Annotated in this window: 13 protein-coding genes; 8 read left to right on the plus strand and 5 right to left on the minus strand. The window is 69.4% G+C overall.

Translation table 11 applies throughout. From position 1 onward, the window contains the following. Positions 1 to 19 precede the first annotated feature (19 nt). The 7 genes from ACOOGH_RS09770 (at position 20) to ACOOGH_RS09800 (ending at position 14,922) form a co-directional block, all read left to right on the plus strand. Entirely contained in the window at positions 20 to 2,044 is a 2,025-nt protein-coding gene (locus ACOOGH_RS09770; protein ID WP_420448732.1) for an amylo-alpha-1,6-glucosidase, read from the plus strand. Continuing rightward, positions 2,044 to 4,275 carry a galactokinase gene (gene galK / locus ACOOGH_RS09775; protein WP_420448733.1) on the plus strand — a complete coding sequence of 744 codons (2,232 nt, stop codon included), beginning with the start codon at positions 2,044 to 2,046 and terminating at the stop codon, positions 4,273 to 4,275. The genes ACOOGH_RS09770 and galK overlap by 1 nt, the downstream gene beginning before the upstream one ends. After that, entirely contained in the window at positions 4,263 to 7,337 is a 3,075-nt protein-coding gene (locus tag ACOOGH_RS09780) for a DUF5107 domain-containing protein (protein ID WP_420448734.1), read from the plus strand. Before galK ends, ACOOGH_RS09780 begins: the two co-directional genes overlap by 13 nt. A 951-nt stretch (positions 7,338 to 8,288) precedes the next feature. Then, complete coding sequence (locus ACOOGH_RS09785) at positions 8,289 to 8,567, plus strand: hypothetical protein (RefSeq protein WP_420450104.1); 279 nt, start codon at positions 8,289 to 8,291, stop codon at positions 8,565 to 8,567. 519 nt (positions 8,568 to 9,086) lie between these two features. Then, a complete protein-coding gene (locus ACOOGH_RS09790; RefSeq protein WP_420448735.1) occupies positions 9,087 to 13,214 on the plus strand; it encodes an Ig-like domain-containing protein in 4,128 nt (1,375 codons plus the stop codon). Between the two features lie 48 nt (positions 13,215 to 13,262). Next, positions 13,263 to 14,495, plus strand: a complete 1,233-nt coding sequence (locus ACOOGH_RS09795; RefSeq protein WP_420438216.1) for an IS256 family transposase — start codon at positions 13,263 to 13,265, stop codon at positions 14,493 to 14,495. Between the two features lie 76 nt (positions 14,496 to 14,571). Beyond that, on the plus strand, positions 14,572 to 14,922 hold the full coding sequence (locus ACOOGH_RS09800) for a hypothetical protein (RefSeq protein WP_420448736.1): 351 nt from the start codon (positions 14,572 to 14,574) through the stop codon (positions 14,920 to 14,922). Positions 14,923 to 14,937: 15 nt separating this feature from the next. Here the strand turns inward: ACOOGH_RS09800 and ACOOGH_RS09805 are convergent, their stop codons facing one another. Next, positions 14,938 to 16,233: an MFS transporter gene (locus ACOOGH_RS09805; protein ID WP_420448737.1), complete on the minus strand. Its 1,296-nt coding sequence runs from the start codon at positions 16,231 to 16,233 to the stop codon at positions 14,938 to 14,940. A gap of 179 nt (positions 16,234 to 16,412) precedes the next feature. Between ACOOGH_RS09805 and ACOOGH_RS09810 the strand changes: the two genes are divergently transcribed. Then, complete coding sequence (locus tag ACOOGH_RS09810; RefSeq protein ID WP_420448738.1) at positions 16,413 to 18,401, plus strand: acyl-CoA dehydrogenase family protein; 1,989 nt, start codon at positions 16,413 to 16,415, stop codon at positions 18,399 to 18,401. A 27-nt stretch (positions 18,402 to 18,428) separates the two neighbouring features. Here the strand turns inward: ACOOGH_RS09810 and ACOOGH_RS09815 are convergent, their stop codons facing one another. From ACOOGH_RS09815 to ilvC, 4 genes are all read right to left on the minus strand, one after another. Further along, entirely contained in the window at positions 18,429 to 18,857 is a 429-nt protein-coding gene (locus ACOOGH_RS09815) for a putative toxin-antitoxin system toxin component, PIN family (protein ID WP_420448739.1), read from the minus strand. 45 nt (positions 18,858 to 18,902) lie between these two features. Beyond that, a complete protein-coding gene (locus ACOOGH_RS09820) occupies positions 18,903 to 19,142 on the minus strand; it encodes a CopG family transcriptional regulator (RefSeq protein WP_420450105.1) in 240 nt (79 codons plus the stop codon). An 86-nt stretch (positions 19,143 to 19,228) separates the two neighbouring features. Continuing rightward, a complete protein-coding gene (locus ACOOGH_RS09825) occupies positions 19,229 to 19,756 on the minus strand; it encodes a hypothetical protein (RefSeq protein WP_420448740.1) in 528 nt (175 codons plus the stop codon). 200 nt (positions 19,757 to 19,956) lie between these two features. Next, complete coding sequence (ilvC, locus tag ACOOGH_RS09830; RefSeq protein WP_420448741.1) at positions 19,957 to 20,994, minus strand: ketol-acid reductoisomerase; 1,038 nt, start codon at positions 20,992 to 20,994, stop codon at positions 19,957 to 19,959. Positions 20,995 to 21,042 lie beyond the last annotated feature (48 nt).

The following is a 21,042-nucleotide window of genomic DNA, read 5'->3' on the forward strand; positions in this document are numbered from 1 at the left end:
GTACCCGCCCCGGCCGGGCATGATGCGCGTCGGGGCGCTCGAGGCGCGCCGCTGGGCCGGGCTCGTGTTCGCGGCCGGACCCGACGACGGGATCGGTCTCCGCCTCGTCTTCACGACGCCAAGCGGCGAGCGCCGCGAACTGGAGGACTGGTACTGGATGGTCTCCCGCGTCGGTCCCCACGCGCCGGATGGATCCTACGCGCGCATGGAGTTCGACCTCGCCGCCGAGCCTTCGTCTGCGTCCCGCCCCGGGGAGGGCACGCTTACCCTGGAATGGTCGCGCCGGGAAGACGCTGTGGCTCTGCGGGCCGTGGCGCGCGCGCGGGGCCGCGTGGAACTGGTGAGCGACGATCCGTGGGGGTGGGCCGCGCGGTGGGAGGAAGCGCCCGGCGGCTGGCATGCGGCGCTCGGAAGCGTGGAGATCGCCGCCGCCTTCGGGCCTCGTGCGGGGGCACGGGCTGCCACCGTGGTCGCCTGGGAGGCGAGGGAGACACCGTCCGCAGCCGGAGCCGCCCGGAGTCGCTCCCAACGCCTTCTCCCCGGCTTGGACCGCTGGATCGATGACGCCCGCGCCGACTGGGACCGCCGCCGCCCGCGTTCGTCGGGGGCCGCCGAGGGACTGGTTGAAGCCGTCACGGACAACCTGATGTGGACCGTTCTCCTCCAACCCGAGGCCGTACGCCGGTACGCGCCGGCGGGTCGCCGCTGGATCTTCCCGAAACCGGGAGACGGCGGATCAACGGGCGGCACACCGCAAGACATCGGATCGGGAGACAGGACGCGGAAGAGCGCGCCGGCTCCCGACGATTGGACGGTGTTCGGATGGGACTCGTTCTTCAACGCGCTCGCGCTCACTACCGCCTCTGGGCGCTTGGCGTGGGACGCTCTCCTCGCCGGGATCGCGTCGCGCTACACGAACGGGAACGTGCCCAACTGGAGGAGCCGGCGCGGAGGCACGCCCGACCGCTCCCAGCCCCCGGTCGGGTCCTTCGCGGCGCTGAAGCTGCATCTCACCTGCCCTGACGCGGACGCGCTGGCCGCCGCCTGGCCCGGACTCCTCGCGTGGAGTGACTGGTGGGTGGCCGACAAGGGTGGACGCCCGCGCCGCGAGGGCCTCACGCCGGGACTGCTGGCGTGGGGCTCGGATACGGCGCTGGTTCCGGAGGACGAGCAGCTCCCGGGGTGGGAGGTGGGCGCGAGCGGCCACCAGCGGGCGGCGTGGGAATCGGGCCAGGACGACCTGCCGCTGTGGGACGACGTGAAATGGGATCCACGGCGGGAAGTCCTCGCCGTGTCCGCCGTCGATCTCTGCAGCTACCGCGCCCTGGACCTCGAGTGCCTGTCGCGGATCGGCCGCATCCTGGGCCACATGGCGGACGCGGAGCGACTGGAGGCCGAGCGCCGCCGGATCATCGAGACGATGAACCGGGTGCTGTGGTCCGAGGACGCCGGGCTCTACCTGGACGAGTTGCCGGGGGATCGTCACTCTCCTCGCGTGGCGTCGTCGAACTTCCTTCCACTGATCGCGGGCGTGCCATCAGCGCGGCAGGCGAATCGCATGGTGGACGTGCTGCGCGACCCGGATCGCTTCTGGGGAGAGTGGGTGCTGCCCACGATCTCGCGTAACGACCCGGCGTTCGACGACCAGCAGTACTGGCGCGGCTCCATTTGGCCGCCCATGAACTATCTCGTGCTGCAGGGACTGCGGCGCTACGGGTTTGATGAACTCGCCAGCGAGCTGGCTTGGAAGGGAGCGCTCATGTTTCTGGCCGACCGCGGGCGCACGGGGTTCTGCCGCGAGAACTTCGACGCGCGCAGCGGCCGGGGGCGGGGTCAGCGCTTCCAGAGCTGGGGGCCGCTGTTCGCGCTGGGCGCGATCGAGGAGTTCGTCGACGCGAGTCCTTGGCGCGGACTGCGCATCGGCTCCCGCTGGCCCGCGTTCGTCGCTCGAAACATGGGAGGGGACGCCGCTCGCGATGCGGCTTGGGCCCGCATCGAAGGGCTTCAGGTGGCAGGCCAAGCGCGGACGGTCGAGCTGTCGTGATGAAGGGTGCCGAGTCCGCTGATCGGCCGCAGCGGCCGACGCTGGTGATCCTCGCCGCCGGACGATCCACCCGGTTCGGCCGCGCCAAGCAGCTCGAGCCCGTGGGGCCGGGCGGCGCAGCGCTGCTCGAATACGCGGTGTACGATGCCCTGCGCGCGGGCTTCGGGCGTTTCGTGCTCGTGGTGCGGGAGAGTCAGCGAGACGAGTTCGAGGCGCGCCTGTGCCCGCTGCGGGAGGCCGGAATCGCACTATCCTTCGCCTGCCAGCGCCTCGCACACGCCGACCTCGTGCCGCTCCCCCCGCCCGGGCGCGTCCGCCCCTGGGGCACGGGATTCGCGGTGCTGGCCGCCGCGGACGCCCTGCCCCACCGTGGTCCGTTCGCGGTCTGCAACGCGGACGACTTCTACGGGCGGGCCGCGTACGAGAGCCTGGCCCACGCCCTCGCGGCCCCTCCCCCGGGCGTCCGCGCCGTCACCGTCACCTACCCGCTGGCCGACACCCTGTCCGACTTCGGGGGCGTGTCGCGGGGCCTCTGCGAAGCGGAGCCCGACGGTACGCTGCGCCGCATGACCGAGGGCCTCGACCTGCGCTTCGAGCGCGATGCGCCGCGGACCAGTCCCGGAGGCCGTCCGTCCGTCATGGAACCGACCGCGGCCCCCGAGATCCCGGCCGCCGCGCAGGCCGTCGTGGGGCGTACCGCCGCCGGGACACCGATCCGCGCCGACGCGGACAGCCAGGTATGCATGGGCCTGTGGGGGTTCTTCCCCGAGGTCCTGCCGCCGCTGGCGGAGCGGTTCCGCGCCTTCCTTGCCTCCTCCCCCGGAGCCGACGACGAGTTCTACCTCTCCGAAATCGTGAGCGACCTCGTCACCTCCGGACAGACGAGCCTGGGCCTTCTGCCTACCGGCGAGGGTTGGATGGGCGTCACGTTCCCAGGGGATCGAGAGGGTGTCGCAGCCTCGCTCCTGCGGCTGACCGCGGCCGGGGCCTATCCCGAAGATCTCCAAGCGAAGCCCGCTCGCACGGCAATAGCCCGCCCCGCGCAGAGCCCGTACGACCGTCCACTGCGGGTGCCGCGGACACCGTCCCGTGGGGTCGCGATCGCGCCCGGGCGCATCAACCTCATCGGCGAGCACCTCGACTACAACGGCCTCTCCGTGCTTCCGATGCCGCTCGATCGGCACATCCGCGTGGACTTCGACGTGCTGCGCCAGCCGACGGTCGAACTGGACGGCGATGCCGACCACGGCCCCTTCGCCTTCCGCCTGGACCGGCCGATCGAACCTGCGCCCCAGGGCCACTGGTCGAACTACGTCCGGGCCGCCGCCAAGGGGTTGCTGGACCACGGCGTCGAACTGAAGCGGGGCATCGGGGGGACGGTCGCTGGGACCGTCCCGGTGGCGGAGGGGCTGTCGTCCTCATCCGCCCTCGTGGTCGCATCGGCGCTGGCCCTGTTGCACGCGAACGAGGAGCATGTGGAACCGCTGGAACTCGCGGCACTGCTGGCCCGCGCCGAGCGGTTCGTTGGCGTTCAGGGCGGCGGGATGGACCAGGCCGCGTCCCTCTGCGGAGCGAAGGGTCATGCGCTGAGGATCGACTTCGAGCCGCTGCGCGTGACGCCGGTGCCGGTGCCGGTGGGATGGCGGTGGGTCGTCGCCTCCTCGCTGGCGCGCGCGGAGAAGGCCGGAGCGGCGCGCGAGGCGTACAACCAGCGGCGGGCACAGTGCTCGGAGGCGCTTGAGCGGCTGGGCCGGACCTCGTGGCTCAAGGTCGTGGAGGCCGACGAGGCCGAGTTCGCCGCCACCCTCGCCGGGGCGCGCCAAGCGCTGCCGTCGACGTTGTGGGGACGCTTTCGCCACGTGGCCACCGAGGGCCGCCGCGTGATCGAAGCCGAGGCCGCGCTTCGCGAGGCGGACATGCCCGCATTCGGCAGGCTGATGAACGCGTCGCACGCCAGCCTGCGCGACGACTACGGCGTGAGCACGGCGGCGTTGGACGAGATCGTGGACGTGGCCCTCGACGCGGGCGCGGCCGGGGCGCGGCTCACGGGCGCGGGATTCGGCGGCTGCGCGATCGCGCTCTGCCGGGCGAGCCGGGCGGAGAGCGTGATGGCCGCGCTGCGAGCACGCTTCTACGAGCCCCGAGGGGGGGCTGGCGGCGCGCTATTCGTGGCCGCAGCGTCCGACGGAGCCACGGTAACGAGCCACGGAGGTGTCACATGCCCCGACTGACCTCCCGCCGCGCGCGGACAACCGCGCTGGAGGCGGCCGTCCTGTGCGCCATTCTGACTTCGGCGGCATGCGCCCCCGGACCGCGCGCCCGCATCTCGGAGGAGGTGCGCGTCCTCGACACGTATCCGTTCTCGGATCCGAACCCCGTCCCCGTGCTCGCCACCGACCGCCGGCTGTACCCCTACCACACCTTCGAGGGGTACGCCGCGTCCTCGGAGCCCCGGGAATGGAAGGTCGTAACGATGGAGAACGACCTCATCGAGGTCTTCGTCCTTCCCGAGGTGGGCGGCAAGGTGTGGGGGGCCGTGGTGAAGGAGACTGGCCACGAGTTCATCTATCGGAACGAAGTGATGAAGTTCCGGGACATCGCGCTGCGCGGGCCGTGGACCTCGGGCGGCCTCGAGTTCAACTTCGGCGTCATCGGGCATACGCCGGCGACCGCCACCCCCGTCGACTATCTCGTGCGGGAGAACGCGGACGGCAGCGTGAGCACGATCGTCGGCGCGACCGACCTCCCGGCTCGTACGCCGTGGCGCGTCGAGATCCGCCTCCCGCCGGACCGGGCCGCCTTCGAGACGCGCGTCCTGTGGTACAACCCGACCCCGCTCGAGCAGCCCTACTACAACTGGATGACGGCCGCGGCCTTCGCGCAGGACGACCTGGAACTGTTCGTGCCCGGCAACGCCTATCTGGAGCACTCCGGGCAGGAGCGCGCGTGGCCCCTGGACGCGGAGGGCCGTTTCCTTCCCCTGTATCGCAACAACGCGTTCGACGGACACAAGTCGTACCACGTCGTCGGGGCGCTCAACGACTTCTTCGGCGGCTATTACCACGACGAGGGCTACGGCTGGGGGCACTGGGCCCCTCACGAGGAAATGCCGGGGCGCAAGATGTGGCTGTGGGCGTTGTCCCGCGCGGGCGGTATCTGGGAGGACCTGCTCACCGACACGGACGGACAGTACGTCGAGTTCCAGGCGGGACGGCTGCACGTGCAGTACTCGCCCGGAGCGCACCGCAACCCCATTTCCCAGGGCGGGTTCGATCCCCTCTCGGCCAGCCGCTGGACCGAGTGGTGGTTCCCGCTGGCAGGGACGGGCGGCCTCACCGACGCGTCCCCCCATGGAGCCATGCACGTCGAACGGGAGGGTCGCCGCTTGAGGGTGGTGGCCCAGGCGTTCGGGGCCGTGGCCGACACCGTCAGGGTTTGGTCGGGCGGTGAACACGTGGCCGCGCAGGCGGTGGCGCTCGAAGCGCTTGAGCCGGTGGACGTCGAGTTCGACGTCGCGCCCGAGGGCCCATGGCGGGTCGCGCTGCCCGGACTCGGTCTGGAAGCCTGCTCGAACGCGGAAGAACCTGGGCTGGATGGCGTGTGTGGATTCGGGGCGGAGCCCTCGGTGTCCCGGCCGTTTGAGACCAACTCAGGGGCGTGGGACGGCCTCCCGGAGACGGATCGTCTGGTGTTCGAGGCAAGGGAGTTGGCGCGGGGTCGGCGTTACGCGGAAGCGCGAGCGCTCTACGAGCGGGCGCTCGCGGCCGAGCCCTGGAACCGGGAGGCGCTGCTGGGTCTGGCCGCGCTGGCTTTGAGGTCGGCCCGCTACGAAGACGGCCTCGCGCACGCGCGGCGGGTCCTCCAGCTGGACACCTACGATCCCGAAGCCAACTTCCTCGCCGGCAACCTGTATCTCGCCCTTGGGCATCGCGCGGATGCGCTGGATTCGTTCGGCTGGGCCTCCCGATCGGTGGCCTTCCGCGCCGCGGCGCGCGTCCGGTTGGCGGAGTTGGCGCTCGACGCGGGAGACCTGGCCGAGGCGCGCCGCCATGCCGGGCTGGCGCTCGATCACGACCGCGTGGGCATCCCGGCCCGCGAGGTGCTGGCAATCGCTGCACGCCTAGAGGGGGACGAAGCCGGCGCCGCCCAAGCGCTGACGGAACTTCTCGAGCTTGACCCGCTGAACCATTTCGCGCTGGCCGAGCGATACTTGGCGGCGCGGGGCGAAGGATCCGGCGCCCCGGAGGCGGCAGGGGGGCCCGAGGCGGCTCGCCTCACCGAATCGATGCGGAGCGAGTACCCGGACCAGACGCTGCTGGAGCTTGCCGTGGGCTACGCGAACCGGGGGCTGCCCGACCATGCCGCCCGCCTGCTCGAGTTGGCGGATGAAGTGGGCGGCAGCCCCGTGGCCGCGGCGTGGCTCGCCTTCCTGCGTGGCGACGCGGACATGCTGAGCGCGGGAGCCGATCCCGACTTCGCCTTCCCCTACCGCGCCGAGACCCTGCCGGTCCTGCGCTGGGCCGCCGCCGAGGACCCGCACTGGGCTTGGCGCTACCTGCTCGGCCTCAACCTGTGGGCGCTCGACCGCGACGCCGAGGCGGCCGAAGTGCTGGCGTCCCTCGGCGACGAGCCCGACTACGGACCCGCTTACGCGGCGCGCGCGCACCTGACGGGGGTCATGGGCGGCGACCCGGGACCCGACTTCCGGCGCGCGGTCACCGTGGATCCCGACCACCGCCTTCTCCGCATCTCCCTCATCCGGCACCTGCAGGAAACCGGGAGTTGGGCCGAGGCACGCGAGGTGTCCGGCCAGGGACGCGAACTCTTCCCGGACGACTTCAACCTCGCCCTCCTCCACGTGCGAGGGCTCATCCAGGCGGGCGACCACACCGAGGCGGTCGAGATTCTCGGGAACACCCACGTCCTTCCCTCGGAGAACTCCGGAGAGGCCCACCGCCTGTACGAGTTCGCACATGTCGGTGCCGCGCTGGACGAACTCGACGCCGAAAACCGCGAAGCTGCCCGCCGCCACCTGGAGGCGGCGCTGCTGTGGCCTGAATCGCTCGGTCAGGGGCGTCCCTTCGAGCCCGACGAGCGCCTCGCGCGGTTCCTGTTCGACGTGGCCGCGGAAAGCCCTGACGGCGGACCTGCGCTCGGAGCCTTCGAAACCGTAACTGTCGCCTCGCTGCGCGCCCGCGCCGAAGCGCTCGCCGACGCGTCGTCCCCCACGGCGGTCATCGAGCGAGCCCTCCTGCGCCGAGCGCTCACCGCCGCCGCCGCGCGGACACGCTAGCCTGTCCCGATCCGGAGACAAGGCGAAGGCAGCAGGACTGCATCCCATGTAACGGAGATCGCATGACCGAGCCGTCCAGCCCTCTTCTGAAAGCCCTAACCCTCGAGGGCTTTCTCTCCTTTGGGCGCGGCGCCGGGTCCGTACTGCGGGCCGTCCCGCGAGACCTTCCGCTGCCGATCCGGCAGGGTGGCCGCGTTCGGGACTGGCTCTGGACAGTCGATCCTTCGACGACGACGACCGGCCCCGGCGTAGACTCGCCGTCCGCCCGGACCCAGGTGGTGTTCGCCGAGGGCCGAATCGCCCGATTCCATACCAATCCGGCCGTGCGGTATCGATTGGTTTCTTGGGGCTGACGGGGACTCCTTCGTCGGTCGAGACGAGCGATTGGAAAATGCTGAGACCCCCTCCGGCAAGGACAAACCGTATTTCTACCTTGGGTACGAGCATGGCCGTGCGATGCTGACCGTCCGGGATGGCGGGGAACGAGAGCTTCGACGGGACACCTTGGACGTGACCCAGTCCATCCTCTCTCAACGAAGGGATCCGGAGGAGTATCCCGAGTTGGCCGGCTAGCGGATGTCCTGGCGCGGATCCGGATCTACCGGCGCTGGCAGTTCGGCCCGGACGCCGTAGTCAGAAAAGCTTGCTCGCCAGACGCACGGGCGGACCATTGGTCGGAGAATTTCGACAATCTCCCGGCGCGACTCACCGTGCTCAAGCGAAGCCCTCCCGTCAAACGACGTCTGCTTGAACTGATCCGTGAACTCGCCGCGGGATTCAGCGATATCGAGGTGGTTCCGGAAGGCGGCGCGCTGACTCTTTACTTGATGGAGGGCAATCTAGCCATACCCGCTCGCCGCGTGTCCGCTGGGACGCTCCGCTTCCTCTGCCTGCTCGCAATCCTGGTGGATTCCGAGCCGCCCCCCTTGATCGTCCATCAAAGAGCCTGAACTGGGATTGCACCCGGACATCCATCCGCAGTTTGCCACACTTCTTCTCGATGCGAGCGAACGGACGCAACTCGTCGTAACCACGCACGCGGACATCCTCGTCGATGCTCTCACGGACACCCCCGAGACGATCGTTGTCTGCGAGAAGATCGACGGGTGCACCCGGTTGGAGCGCCTCAGTCCCGAGGTCCCGAGAGACTCAGGCCGTGGCCGGACAAGTATCGCCTCGGGGCGTCGTGGATACGCGGAGAAATCGGCGGGACCCGCTGGTGGGCCTTGAGGGCAGGATGCCGCGAATTAGGGCGTGTGGCGGGCGCAAGAAGGCGGACAAGGACTTCACGACGGCGCTCGCGCCGGAGACAGAATTGCGATGCTCCTGGTTGATGCCGAGCGTCCCGTCGGCGGAGCAACTCCATGGGTACACCTCCGCAACCGCAACAGCTGGGACGGCCTCCTGCGCCGAGCGCTCGCCGCCACCTAGCGCCTGCAACGCGACGTGCCATAATCCCCTCGAAACAGGTGGGTTACCCCCGAGATCGGGTTGTCCTGCAATCACTTGGTTCCTACAGTTCATTGGCCGCTTTGGCGTCCCGACTCGGTCGTAGACAGATTCGAGTCAACGTCTTCCCGCGAGCGACGGGGGGGATTGACATGACGACGGTAGCCCGTTATCCGCCGCGCTAGAGCCGAGTCCGAGAGGGCTGGCGGCACTGAGGGAATATGGGGGCGAGTTGCGCTGAGCCTTCTTGCGGCGCACTTCCTCATCCCTGCGCTCCGGGCCGCGGCGCAGGGCCCGGGCGTGACCGTATCGCCGCTGGACCTGACCATACAGGAAGGCGCGACTGGCACCTACACCGTCGTGCTGAACACACAGCCGACCGCGACCGTGACGATCTCGGTGACGGCGCGTGACGACGCCTCCAAGTGCCATTCCGCCAGCGGTGCCTCGTGTACGAGAAAATCCGGCGTGGCGACGGTCGACAAATCGAGCCTGACGTTCACCACGACGGACTGGAACCAGGCCCAGACGGTGACGGTCACGGCGACCGAGGAGGACATGGCCGGCTTCTTCAAGCACGCGGAGGTCACGCACGGGGCGAGCGGGGGTGACTACGGCGCCCTTTCCGTCTCGGAAGTCCGTGTCACCGTGACGGACAACGACCTGAGGGAGATCGTTTACGAGACGGGAAGCCCCGGAAATCTGCAAGCGCGTTCCTCCCTGGGCACCTATGAAGGTTCGAGTCACAGCTACTACGTGTCGCTGGAATCGGAGCCGACGGCGGCCACAACGGTCGCGCTCGCCAGCGAGGACAGCAGTCGGGTGACCGTGAGCCCGACATCGCTGACGTTCACGACGACGAACTGGAACGTCGCGCAACCAGTGTCGTCCGACGTGGCCGACAATGACGTGCTCGGTGAAGACCGGGTGCAGGTGACCATCACGAGCACGATCAGCGGAACGGGCTCGAACTACGATGGTCAATCGGTCCGTCCCTTCACGGTCAACGTGTACGATAACGACCTCACTCCCCGTACCGTGACCGCAGGAGACTCCTTCAGTCACGAGTTCAGCTGGGACAGCTATCCCGGCGCGTACCTGCTGCGTGCGGAGAGCGTCGGCGGTGCGGCGACCATCGCTCCGCACACCGTGCAAGTCACCGAGGCCAACTACCAGAAGGTTTCGTTCTCCGTGACCGGCGTCGACGCCGGTCAGGCGAAAATCAACTTCCGGATCGGCGCCTACCTGTGGCGATCCTTCCTGGTCACTGTGCTTCCGCCCCCGATCCCTCGGAGGCTTACGCTGGGGGCCAACCGACGCGCCGCGGAGGGCGGACCCAACGTCACGATCACGGCGACGCTGGACAGTCCCGCGCCCGCGGGGGGGACCGACGTGACGCTGCGCGTCGGCCCCGAGAGCACGGCGACCCTCGGCGACGACTACACGCTGTCGCGGACGGCCTTCACCATCGCGGAGGGCGAGCGGACGGGCGCGGCGATCCTGAGCGTCATCGACGACGCGGACGACGACGACGGCGAGACCGTCTACCTCTCGGCAGAAAGCAGGAACCCGGAGTTGAGCAGCACGGGGCTCCGCCTCGACATCCGGGACAACGATCTGCCCGCGGTGACGCTGTCGGCCAGGCCGAACCCGGTGCAGGAGGGGCTCCCGGTGACCGTGACGGCACGGCTTTCGTCGGCGCTGTCGAGCGGCGTGACGATCCCCCTCACGCTGACAGCGGGCACGGCCGAAGAGGACGACTACGGTTCGCTTTCGGGTGTCGAGATCAGCGCGGGCTCCACAAGCGGGACGGGCGAGATATCCACGAGCGAGGACGAGGACCGCGACAACGAGACGTTCACGGTCTCACTGGGGAGCCTGCCGTCGTCGTTGCGGACGGGGAGCCCGAGTTCAGTCGCGGTTACGATCTGGGAACCCAACGAAGCGCCGACGCTGACGGCGTCGTGCGACCCGTGCCAGGTCGGGCGGGGCGGAGAGGTTCGGCTGACGGCGGAGGCGTGGGACCCCGACGGCGACGCGCTGACGTATGCCTGGAGCGCGCCGACGGGCTCCTTCCTGGGGGCTGCGGACGAGCCGGAAGCGCGCTGGCAGGCTCCCGCCGACACGGGGACCGTCTTGATCGATGTGAACGTCCGGGACGGGCTGGGCGGGTCGGCTTCGGCGGCGGTGGTCGTCGAGGTGGTGAACGAGGCTCCGGTGTTCACGGAGTCGTCCTTCGTGTTCGAGCTTCGCGAGAACCAGGACGGCCGCAGCAGCCCGGTGATGCTGGGCGTGGCGACGGTGGAGGACCCGGACGGGGATGAGGTGACGTGCTGGCTGGCGTCGGGCGACGGGACGCGGTTCGCGGTCGGTGCGCAGGACGGGGTGGTGTTTTACGTGGGGGCGGGCGAGGATTTCGAGACGGAGCCGAACCAGTACAGGCTGATGGTGCGGGCGAGTGATCGGCACGGGGGGACGGCGGTCGTCGAGGTGACGGTCGAGGTGACGAACGTGAACGAGGCCCCGGTGGCGGCAGCGGACACGGCGGCGACGGACGAGGACGAGCCGGTCACGGTCGACGTTCTGGCGAACGACAGCGACGTGGACGGCGACAACCTGCGCATCGAGTCGGTGTCGCAGCCGGCGAACGGCACGGCGCGGATCGCCGAGGGCGGCCGGGTGGGGTATGCGCCGGAGGCGAACTGGCACGGCACGGACCGGTTCGCGTACACCGCGGCCGACGGCAACGGCGGGACGGGGACTGCGGAGGTCGTCGTAGTGGTCGCGGCGGTCAACGACGCGCCCGTAGCCGTGGCCGACACGGCGGCGACGGACGAGGACGAGCCGGTCACGGTGGACGTTCTGGAGAACGACCGCGACGTGGACGGCGACGCGCTGAGCATCGAGTCGATTTCCGCACCGGCGCACGGGACGGCGCAGGTCACGGCGGACAGGGTGCTGTACGCACCGGACGGGGACTGGCACGGCACGGACCGGTTCGCCTACACGGTGGCCGACCGCAACGGCGGCACCGCGCAGGCGGAGGTCATCGTAGTGGTCGCGGCGGTGAACGACGCGCCCGTAGCGGTGGGTGCGATCCCGGACCAGGCGCTCGAGGAGGGGGGCGCAACGGCGACGCTCGACCTGGAGCCGTACTTCGAGGACCCGGACGGAGACACCCTGACGTACGCGGCCGCATCATCGAATCCGAACGTCGCGGGAGTGATCGTGGCGGGCTCGGTGCTGACGGTGACGCCCGTCGCCTACGGCCCGGCGTCCATCGAGGTGACGGCGTACGATCCGGGTGGGCTCTCCGCCGTGCATACCTTCGCGGTGGACGCCGACGACCGGATGGTGCGCATGGCGCTAGACGAGACGCTGGCGGCGACGGCGCGGGCGCACTTGGCGAGTGCGCGCATGACGCTGGGTCGCCGCGTGGGGCCGGCCGGTGGTGACGAGCGGTCGCAGCTCACGGTGAGGGGACGCTCTATCCCGCTGGACAAGGCGGCGGTACGGACGGCGACCGAGCGGCTGTTCGCGGGCTGGACGTTGTCGCGCTACCTGCGCGGCGGAGGCCTCGCCGGGGCGGGCCGGACGTTCGAGCGGCAGGCAGTTGAGTGGGCGGCGGCGGCGACCGGGGGGCGGGACGGTCCCGCGGCTGCGCCCCGGGACCCCGCGGATCTGCTGGCGGCGGTGGGCGTGGGCAGCGCCGGAGGCCTTCGGGGATTCGGAGACGGCGGGGGCGGCACGGAGTTCGCGTTCGCCTTGGGCGGCGGCGACAGCGGTGGCCGGGGCTGGCGGCTCTGGGGCCAGGGCGACATCCAGACCTTCGCGGGCGAGCCGGCGGCAGAGCGCGGCTACGAGGGCGACCTGCGCACGGGCTGGGCCGGGCTCGACCGCACGCTCGGCGAGAGCTGGCTCGCGGGCGTGGCGGTTGCGAAGAGCAAGGGCGGAGGCGACTGGCGCGCTGGCGCGGCGGAGGGCCGTCTCGAAACCTCGCTGACGGCCGTCCATCCCTACCTGCGCTGGTCGGGCGGGGGCACGTCTGTGTGGGCGATGGCGGGCGGCGGGTGGGGGTCTGCGGAGAACGCGCGAGCGACGGGCGGCGTGGGCACCAGCGACCTGGACCTGGGGCTCGGGCTCCTCGAGGTTCGCCGCCGGTTCGCGAACTGGTTCAGGCTTCGGGCCGACGCGGCGTGGGCGCGGCTCGCGACCGGGGAAGGCACGGAAACCGTCGACGGTCGCAGCGCGGCGGTCGAACAGCAGCGGCTGGGCATCGAGGTGAGCACGTCGAAGCGCCTCGGCAGGCTGGCGCTAAAGGCGTTCGGCGAGGCGAGCGGGCGGCGTGACGGCGGCGCGGGCCAGACGGGCACGGGGCTCGAGTTGGCCGGTGGACTCAGGGCGGCGAGCGGTCCGGGAGTGTGCTGATTTCTGTGTAAATGGCCATGGAGTAGACTCTGGAAGCGGGAGGAGACCATGGCGAGGAAGAAGGATGCGACGGAGCGGGAGGTAGACGAGCTTCTCGACAGCCTGCTGGAGGGCCGCAGCCCGGAAGAGATCATGGGCGGAGGCGGTCTTCTGGAGGCGCTGACGAAGCGGGTGGTGGAGCGGGCGCTGGAGGGAGAGCTCACCGACCACCTGGGCTACGAGAAGCACGCGAGAGAGGGCCGCAACGGCGGCAACTCGCGCAACGGCCGTACGCGGAAGCGAGTGAAGACGGACACGTCGGAGTTCGAGATCGAGGTGCCTCGGGACCGTGATTCGACGTTCGACCCGAAGTTCGTCAGGAAGGGCCAGCGTCGGCTGGGCGGGTTCGACGAGAAGGTGATCGCGCTGTACGCGCGGGGCATGACGACGCGGGAGATCCAGGGTCACCTGAAGGAGCTGTACAAGGTGGAGGTCTCACCGTCGCTGATCTCGGCGGTGACCGACGCGGTCCTGGAGGACGTGAAGGCGTGGCAGGGCCGGCCGTTGGATACGGTGTACCCGATCGTGTATCTGGACGCGATCCACGTGAAGGTGCGTTCCCGGGGCCACGTCCGGACGCACGCGGTCTACCTTGCCCTGGCCCTGACGCTCGAGGGCAACAAGGAGCTGTTGGGGCTGTGGGTGGGCGAAGCGGAGGGGGCGAAGTTCTGGCTCTCGGTCCTCACCGAACTCAAGAACCGGGGGGTCGAGGACATCCTGATCGCAGCGATCGACGGCCTCAAGGGCTTTCCCGAGGCGATCGAGTCGGTGTTCCCGAAGACGCAGGTCCAGCTCTGCATCGTGCATCTGGTGCGCGGCTCGCTCCGGTTCGTCGCCTGGAAGGAGCGCAAGGCGGTCGCCAGGGACTTGCGGGCCATCTACAGGGCTCCGAGCCTGGAGGCGGCCGAGACGGCGCTGGAGGCCTTTTCTCAGCGCTGGGACGAGCGCTTCCCCATGATCAGCCGGAAGTGGCGGGCGAACTGGGCGAACCTGACCCCGTTCTTCGATTATCCGCCCGAGATCCGCAAGGTCATGTACACGACGAACGCGATCGAGGCCCTGAACGCGCAGCTCACGAAGGTGACGAGGAAGCGCGGCGCGTTCCCAACCCCGGAGGCGGTCAGGAAAGTGCTGTACCTTGCGATCGAGAGGGCGTCACAGCGCTGGACCCGGCCCGTTCAGGACTGGACCGGCGCCCTGAACCACCTGTCGATCGTGTTCGAGGGCCGAGTGCCCGTATGAGTGCGAGGGCCATTTACACAGAAAATCTGACAGTCCCAGCGGTCCCGTTCGCATCGATACCCAAGGCCGGATCCTGGTGCTCCATTCCGCCCAGGGCTACGAGGAGCGCGGCCTGGGCGTCACGCTGACCGTCGGCGGCCCGTCGGAAGAGGAAGGGCTCTCGCTCTCCGTCTCGCCGCGCTGGGGTGGCCCCGCCACCTCCTCCGGCACGCTCTGGAAGGAGCGGATCCACGGATTCCAGCCCGGAACCGCGCCCACCGCTCCGTGGGCGCTCGACGCACAGGCCCGGTGGGCACTCCGCCTGCCGGGCGGCCGGCTCTTCGCCTGGTCCGGCTCGCTCGACCGCTCAGGGCGGGGTTGGGGCCTGACCATCATCGGGGGGATCGAACCGACCGGTCCCGCACCCCGGCCTGAGCCCGCACGCTAAGCCGTCAGCGGCGTCCTACGGTGCGGCGGCCGCCCCCTCCGCCGCCGCCAGCTTCACGCCCTCCTCCTCGTCCACCCGCAGCAGGAGCAGCAACCCCGCGGCGAGGAAGACGATGATGGACGCGATCGCCCAGCGGTGGCTGCCCGTGGCGCCCAGAAGGAGCCCGTAGGAGAGCGGTCCGATCACGGAGGCGAGACGGCCGGAGAAGGCGTGGAAACCGAAGAGTTCTCCCTGCTTGCTCTCCGGAACGAACGACCCGAGCAGCGCGCGGCTCGCGGCCTGGTTCGGCCCGACCATGAGGCCCAGGAGGATGGCCGCGGCCCAGAACGTGGTGAGGTCCTGCGCAGCCAACGCCAGAGCGACCGCGACGATCAGGAGCACGAGCGTGATGGAGATCGTCCGCTTCCCGCCGATGCGATCCTGGACGAAGCCGAAGCCGATCGCGCTCGCGCCCGCCGTCGCGTTCACGACGATGCCGAGCACGAGGAGGTCGGCCGTCACCATGCCGAATTCGGCCCCCGCATAGATCGCGGCCATCGTGAAAGCCGTCATGAGGCCGTCGTTGTACACGAGGCCGGCGATGAGGAGCCGGATCGCCTGCCGGTAGCGCCGCAGGTTCCGGGCCGTGTCCGCGATCCGCCCGAAGCCCCTGCGCACGTACTCGAAGGCCGACGCCCGCTGGCGTGGCTGCCTCTCGCGCAGGAAGAGGAAGAGCGGAACCGAGAACACCAGCAGCCAGCCGGCCGCCAGGAGGTTCGTGGCGCGTACGTTGAGGCCGCCCTCCTCCGGCAACCAGCCCGTCACCATCCCCAGCGCCGGGAACAGGCAGAGCAGACCCCCGAAGTACCCGAGGCCCCAGCCCAGGCCGGATATGCGGCCGATGCTCTCTCTCGTCGAGATCTCCGGCAGGAAGGCGTTGGCCAAAGCCCCCAGCACCTGGTAGGCGATGCTCGCGCCGACGAACACCAGCGCCGCGCCCCAGGCATCGCCGGGCCCCATCGGGAAGAGGCCTGCGGTCAGGACGACGCACACGCCCGTGGCGACCAGAAGAAACCGTTTCTTGAGCCCGCCGAAGTCCCCCATGGCGCCGATCACAGGCATCATCAGCGCGGTGATGAGCGACGAAATCCAGACCGCCCGCGTCCACCAGAGGGGCCCCTGGATGGGGTCGGCGACGATCTCCCGAGCGTAGTAGGCGGAGAAGATGAAGGTTACGACGAGCGTTCCGAACGGGGAGTGGGCGAAGTCGTACATGGCCCATGAGATGATCTCCCGCCGTGCGACGGGAGGGCTCCGGGGATTCGAGTTCACGCGCGGCGACCTTTCGGTAGCGGGCCGGGTCCGATTCGAGGGCTCAAGGGTACGGTCCCGGCGAGGCATCGCGCGACCCGTCGGTTTGTCGCGAGCGCATGGCGCGGAGTAGTTTTTCGGGAGTGCCGGCCCTCCGAGGCGGCGTTCCACGTATGAGGCGGAAGAGGCGGAAGATTCACATGCCCACACATACAGACGCGAGCGCAAAGTCACACGTCAGCGAGGCCGAGGCCCGGAAGGTCGCCGAGGCGGCGCGCGAGACCGACTGGAGCGGGCGAACCTTCGTCCGGAACCTGTTCCTCGGGAAGTTCCGGCTCGACGCGATCCACCCCTATCCCGATCCCGAAGACTTCATCTCCGACTACGCGCGCGAGTGGACGGAGAACCTCCGCGTCTTCCTGCGCGAGGAGGTGGACTCCGACGGCATCGACCGCGACGGCAAGATCCCGCCGGACGTCGTGCGCGGCCTGGCCGAGCGCGGCGCCTTCGGCATCAAGGTGCCGACGAAGTACGACGGCCTCGGCTTCAACCAGACGGAATACGCCAACGCGATGCGGGTCGTGGGTTCGGTGGACGGCAACATCTCCGCCCTCCTCTCCGCCCATCAGTCGATCGGCGTGGGACAGCCGCTCAAGATGTTCGGCACCGAAGCCCAGAAGCAGGAGTTTTTCCCCCGCCTCGCGAAGGGCGCCGTCAGTGCCTTCGCGCTCACCGAGAACGACGTGGGCTCGGACCCGGCCCGGCTCACGACCTCCGCCGAGCGCACGGAAGACGGCTCCGCCTTCATCCTCAACGGCGAGAAGCTGTGGTGCACGAACGGCACCCTGGCCGAACTCTACGTCGTCATGGCGCGACACCCCGACACCGGGCGCATCTCCGCCTTCATCGTCGAGCGCGACTGGCCGGGTGTCGAGGTCGTTCGACGCTGCCACTTCATGGGGCTCAAGGCGCTCGAGAACGGGATCATCCGCTTCACGAACGTGCGCGTGCCGGAGGAGAACCTCCTGTGGAAGGAAGGGAACGGTCTCAAGCTCGCGCTCATGACGCTGAACATCGGACGCCTCACGATCCCGGCGTCGTCGGTGGGCGGAGCACAGGCCGCGCTCGAGGCGTGCCGCCGCTGGTGCAACGACCGGATCCAGTGGGGCGTACCGGTCGGGAAGCACGAGACGATTGCGCACTACCTGACCTCGATCGCGCACCGCACGTATGCCATGTCCGCGATCGCCGACCTCACCCAGTCGATGGCGGACCGGGGCGGCTACGACATCCGGCTAGAGGCCGCGATGGCGAAACTGTGGAACACCGAGACGGGCTGGCACCTCGTCGACGACGCACTGCAGGTGCGAGGCGGCCGCGGCTACGAAACCGCCGACTCCCTGACAGCGCGCGGCGAGGAACCCGTCGCGGTCGAGCGCTGGCTGCGTGACTTCCGCATCAACCGGATCTTCGAGGGCTCGAGCGAGATTCTGCGGCTGTTCATGGCCCGGGAGGCCGTCGACCGCCACCTGCAGATCGCGGGCAGCCTCGTCGATCCCCGGCTCGGGTTCGGGGCGAAGCTGAAAGCGTTGCCGCGGGCGGCGTGGTTCTACGCCACCTGGTATCCGACCACGTGGATCGGCTGGAGTCTGCCGCCGCGGTTCGCAAACCACGGACGCCTGGCGAAGCACCTGCGCTTCGTCGAGCGCAACAGCCGCAAGCTGGCCCGGACGACCTTCCATCTCATACTGCGCCACGGACCCAAGCTCGAGCGGCGCCAGGGGCTGCTCTTCCGAGTCATCGACATCGGCGCGGAACTGTTCGCGATCGCGGCCGCAGTCACGCGTGCCGACATGCTGCGCCGGCGTGAAGGCGACGAGGCCCGCGCCGAGGCCCGGGAGGCTGCCCGGCTCGCCGACTCGTTCGCGGTCGCGTCACGCCGTCGAGTGGGCGAACTCTTCCGCCGCATCCGCTCCAACCACGACGCGGCGGACTACCGCATCGCCCAGGACATCATGGCGGGCAACTTCGAGTGGATGGAGCGCGACATCGTCGGCCTCCAGAAGGCCGCGCTCGAAGCCTGGAAGGGCACACCTCGGGACCTCGCGCCAGAGGACGACGCGTCGGGGGCGGACGAGGGGCCGGAACGCGTACCCGAAGCAGCGGTCGCCAACACCGCCGCCGTCTGACAGCCCCGGGTTCGCTCCGCGGGCCGGCTATCGCGCTGAGCGACGGTTGACGAAGTCGCGAGGCGTCAGGACGCGGTCTGCCTCCGGCGCGTTCTCGACGAGGAGACGATCACCGGTGATGAGGCGGCTTCCGGCCCTGGCGCCGAGCAGCGCCCAAAGATGGTTGTCGCCTGAATCCGGAGCGGTCTCGCCGGTCGCGGGCTCGCACCAGATCGCATTCGCGGTCAACTCGGCCAGCAACTGGTCGATCTCGGCGCCCTTTCGGCGGTGGAGACCGACGAGGCGGGGACGACGTAGCACGGACGCGTACTCGGTGAGGAGTTCGTCGGACAGCAGGTAGAGGAGGCTGCCATCGAGCATCGCCTCCAGAATCTGCGCTGGTGGACGCTTCGGATCAGAACCGATCATCGCCGAGACGATCACGTTCGTGTCCACCACGAATACGGCAGGCGTCACGAGACGGCTTCCTCACCAGCGGTTGCGTCGATCAACCGGCTGCGGCTACCGGCCCTCGCGATGAAGTCGCGTCTCCGTGACCGCCACGGCCATGGCTTCCTCGGCGCTCAATTCAGCGCTCGAGCGGGCTCGGGCGACGATCTCCCTGGCCGAGTCCATGGGCTGGATGCCCCTCAACTCGAGGCTTTCTTCGATGATCGCGCCCATGGGACGGCCCTGCCGGGCGGAGGCCTCCCTCAGAGCGCGGTGCGTGCGCGCACTCAGGCTGATCGTGAGTCGCGGCATTGTACTCAACCCCCCTCTGGGATGCTCGGACAGGACACCATAGCACCACAGCACCAGAGAGGCAATTCACTTCCATTTCTGGCGGGTCATCCGGCCGGGCCGGGAACACCCTCCACTTCGATTTCAGCCTCGTGGCCGCACAGCATGCCGGACAGGACTGCCGCCACGGACGGTTCCGTGGCGGTGGGGTCCGGCTCACCGCTCAGAACCAGGTCGATGTCGCAGGATCCGGACCGGTCGTCGAGTTGCCAGTCCAGTCGGCCGGTCACCGAGCCCTCGAGGCTGAAATGCTCGAAGAAGCCGACAATGACCAGGGCGGTCCGTTCGCGGACGCTCGGAGCGCCATCGACGGTGAACTGCAGCCCGCCGTGCGAGAGCTGGCATGCACTGGGGGAGGCGGTGAAGTCGGACACCAACCGCAGCGTGTCCGTCACGGACTCGTCCGCAACCATCCCCGTTAGCGTGAGCTGTCCGCCGAGCGGACAGGCCACCACCGCGCTGTTCTCGGTGGCGCGAATGATCTGGGGCGTTGAGTCCATCTGAATCGCCCTCATCCCCTCGAACAGCGCCTCGGCCTCAGCCATCGTGAGGGACGCGTTCCGGGGCTCCGTCATCCCATCTCCGCAGCCGACTGCGAGGGCGCAGAACCCGCCAACGAGGATTCCCCGCACCACTTCCACCCTTTGCCTGGACATCATCCTTGCCTTCCGGTTCAAATCCGAGTTCTTCGCTTTGAATGGCCGAGCGAACCGCGCTCCGTCAACCTGTCGGAAGTACCCCGGGGGGAACGCCTTGATCCCAGCGGATGGCGGGTTCAGGGCCTCAGTTCGCGCAGTGTCCTGCCGGCCCGCCACAGTTCCGAGTTCGCCATCTCGTCGAGTTCCTCGCCAAGCCGCTCGCGATAGTCGTCGCGGCCGCACGTCTCGATGACGATCCGGGCCTCCTCGCCCGCCTTCACGCTGTCATAGAGTTCGTCGAACAGCGGCGTGACGGCCTCGCGGAATCTGTGGCGCCAGTCGAGCGCTCCCCGCTGCGCCGTCGTCGAGCAGTTCCGGTACATCCAGTCCATGCCGTTCTCTGCCACGAGCGGCATCAGACTCTGGGTGAGTTCCTCGACGGTCTCGTTGAACGCCTCCGAGGGGGAATGGCCGTTCTTCCTGAGCACCGCGAACTGCGCCTCGAAGACGCCCGCGATCGCGCCCATGAGGATCCCGCGCTCGCCCGTGAGGTCCGACCACACTTCCCGCTGGAAGTTCGTCTCGAAGAGAAAGGCCGAACCCACGCCGATGCCGAGCGAGATGACCCGCTCCCGCGCCCGGCCCGTCGCGTCCTGGAAGATGCCGTAGCTCGAGTTCACGCCCTTCCCCTGAACGAAGAGCCGTCGCAGCGAGAGGCCGGATCCCTTCGGGGCCACGAGCACCACATCGACATCCGCGGGCGGGATGATTCCCGTCTGTTCGCGGTACGTGACGCCGAAGCCGTGGGAGAAATAGAGACATTTTCCGGGCGTGAGCTGCGCCTTGACCTCGTCCCAGCACGCGATCTGACCCGCGTCGGATAGGAGGTATTGGAGGATGGTGCCCCGGCAAGCCGCCTCCCCGATCTCGAACAGCGTCTCGCCTTCCACCCACCCGTCCGCGACCGCGCGGTCCCACGAGGCGGAACCCATGCGCTGTCCGATGATCACCCTGAATCCGTTGTCCCTCAGATTGAGCGCCTGCCCCGGCCCCTGGACCCCGTAGCCCAGCACCGCGATCGTCTCGTCCTCCAGCGCGTCGCGCGCCTTGTCGAGCGGCCACTCGTCCCGCGTGATGACGGTTTCTTCGGTATCGCCCACCTGTATTCTCGCCACGACTTCTCCCTCCGTGATCGAGCGGCTCTCGGCCGCACAATGGTTCCT

The organism is Candidatus Palauibacter sp. (assembly GCF_965213655.1).
GTDB lineage: Bacteria > Gemmatimonadota > Gemmatimonadetes > Palauibacterales > Palauibacteraceae > Palauibacter.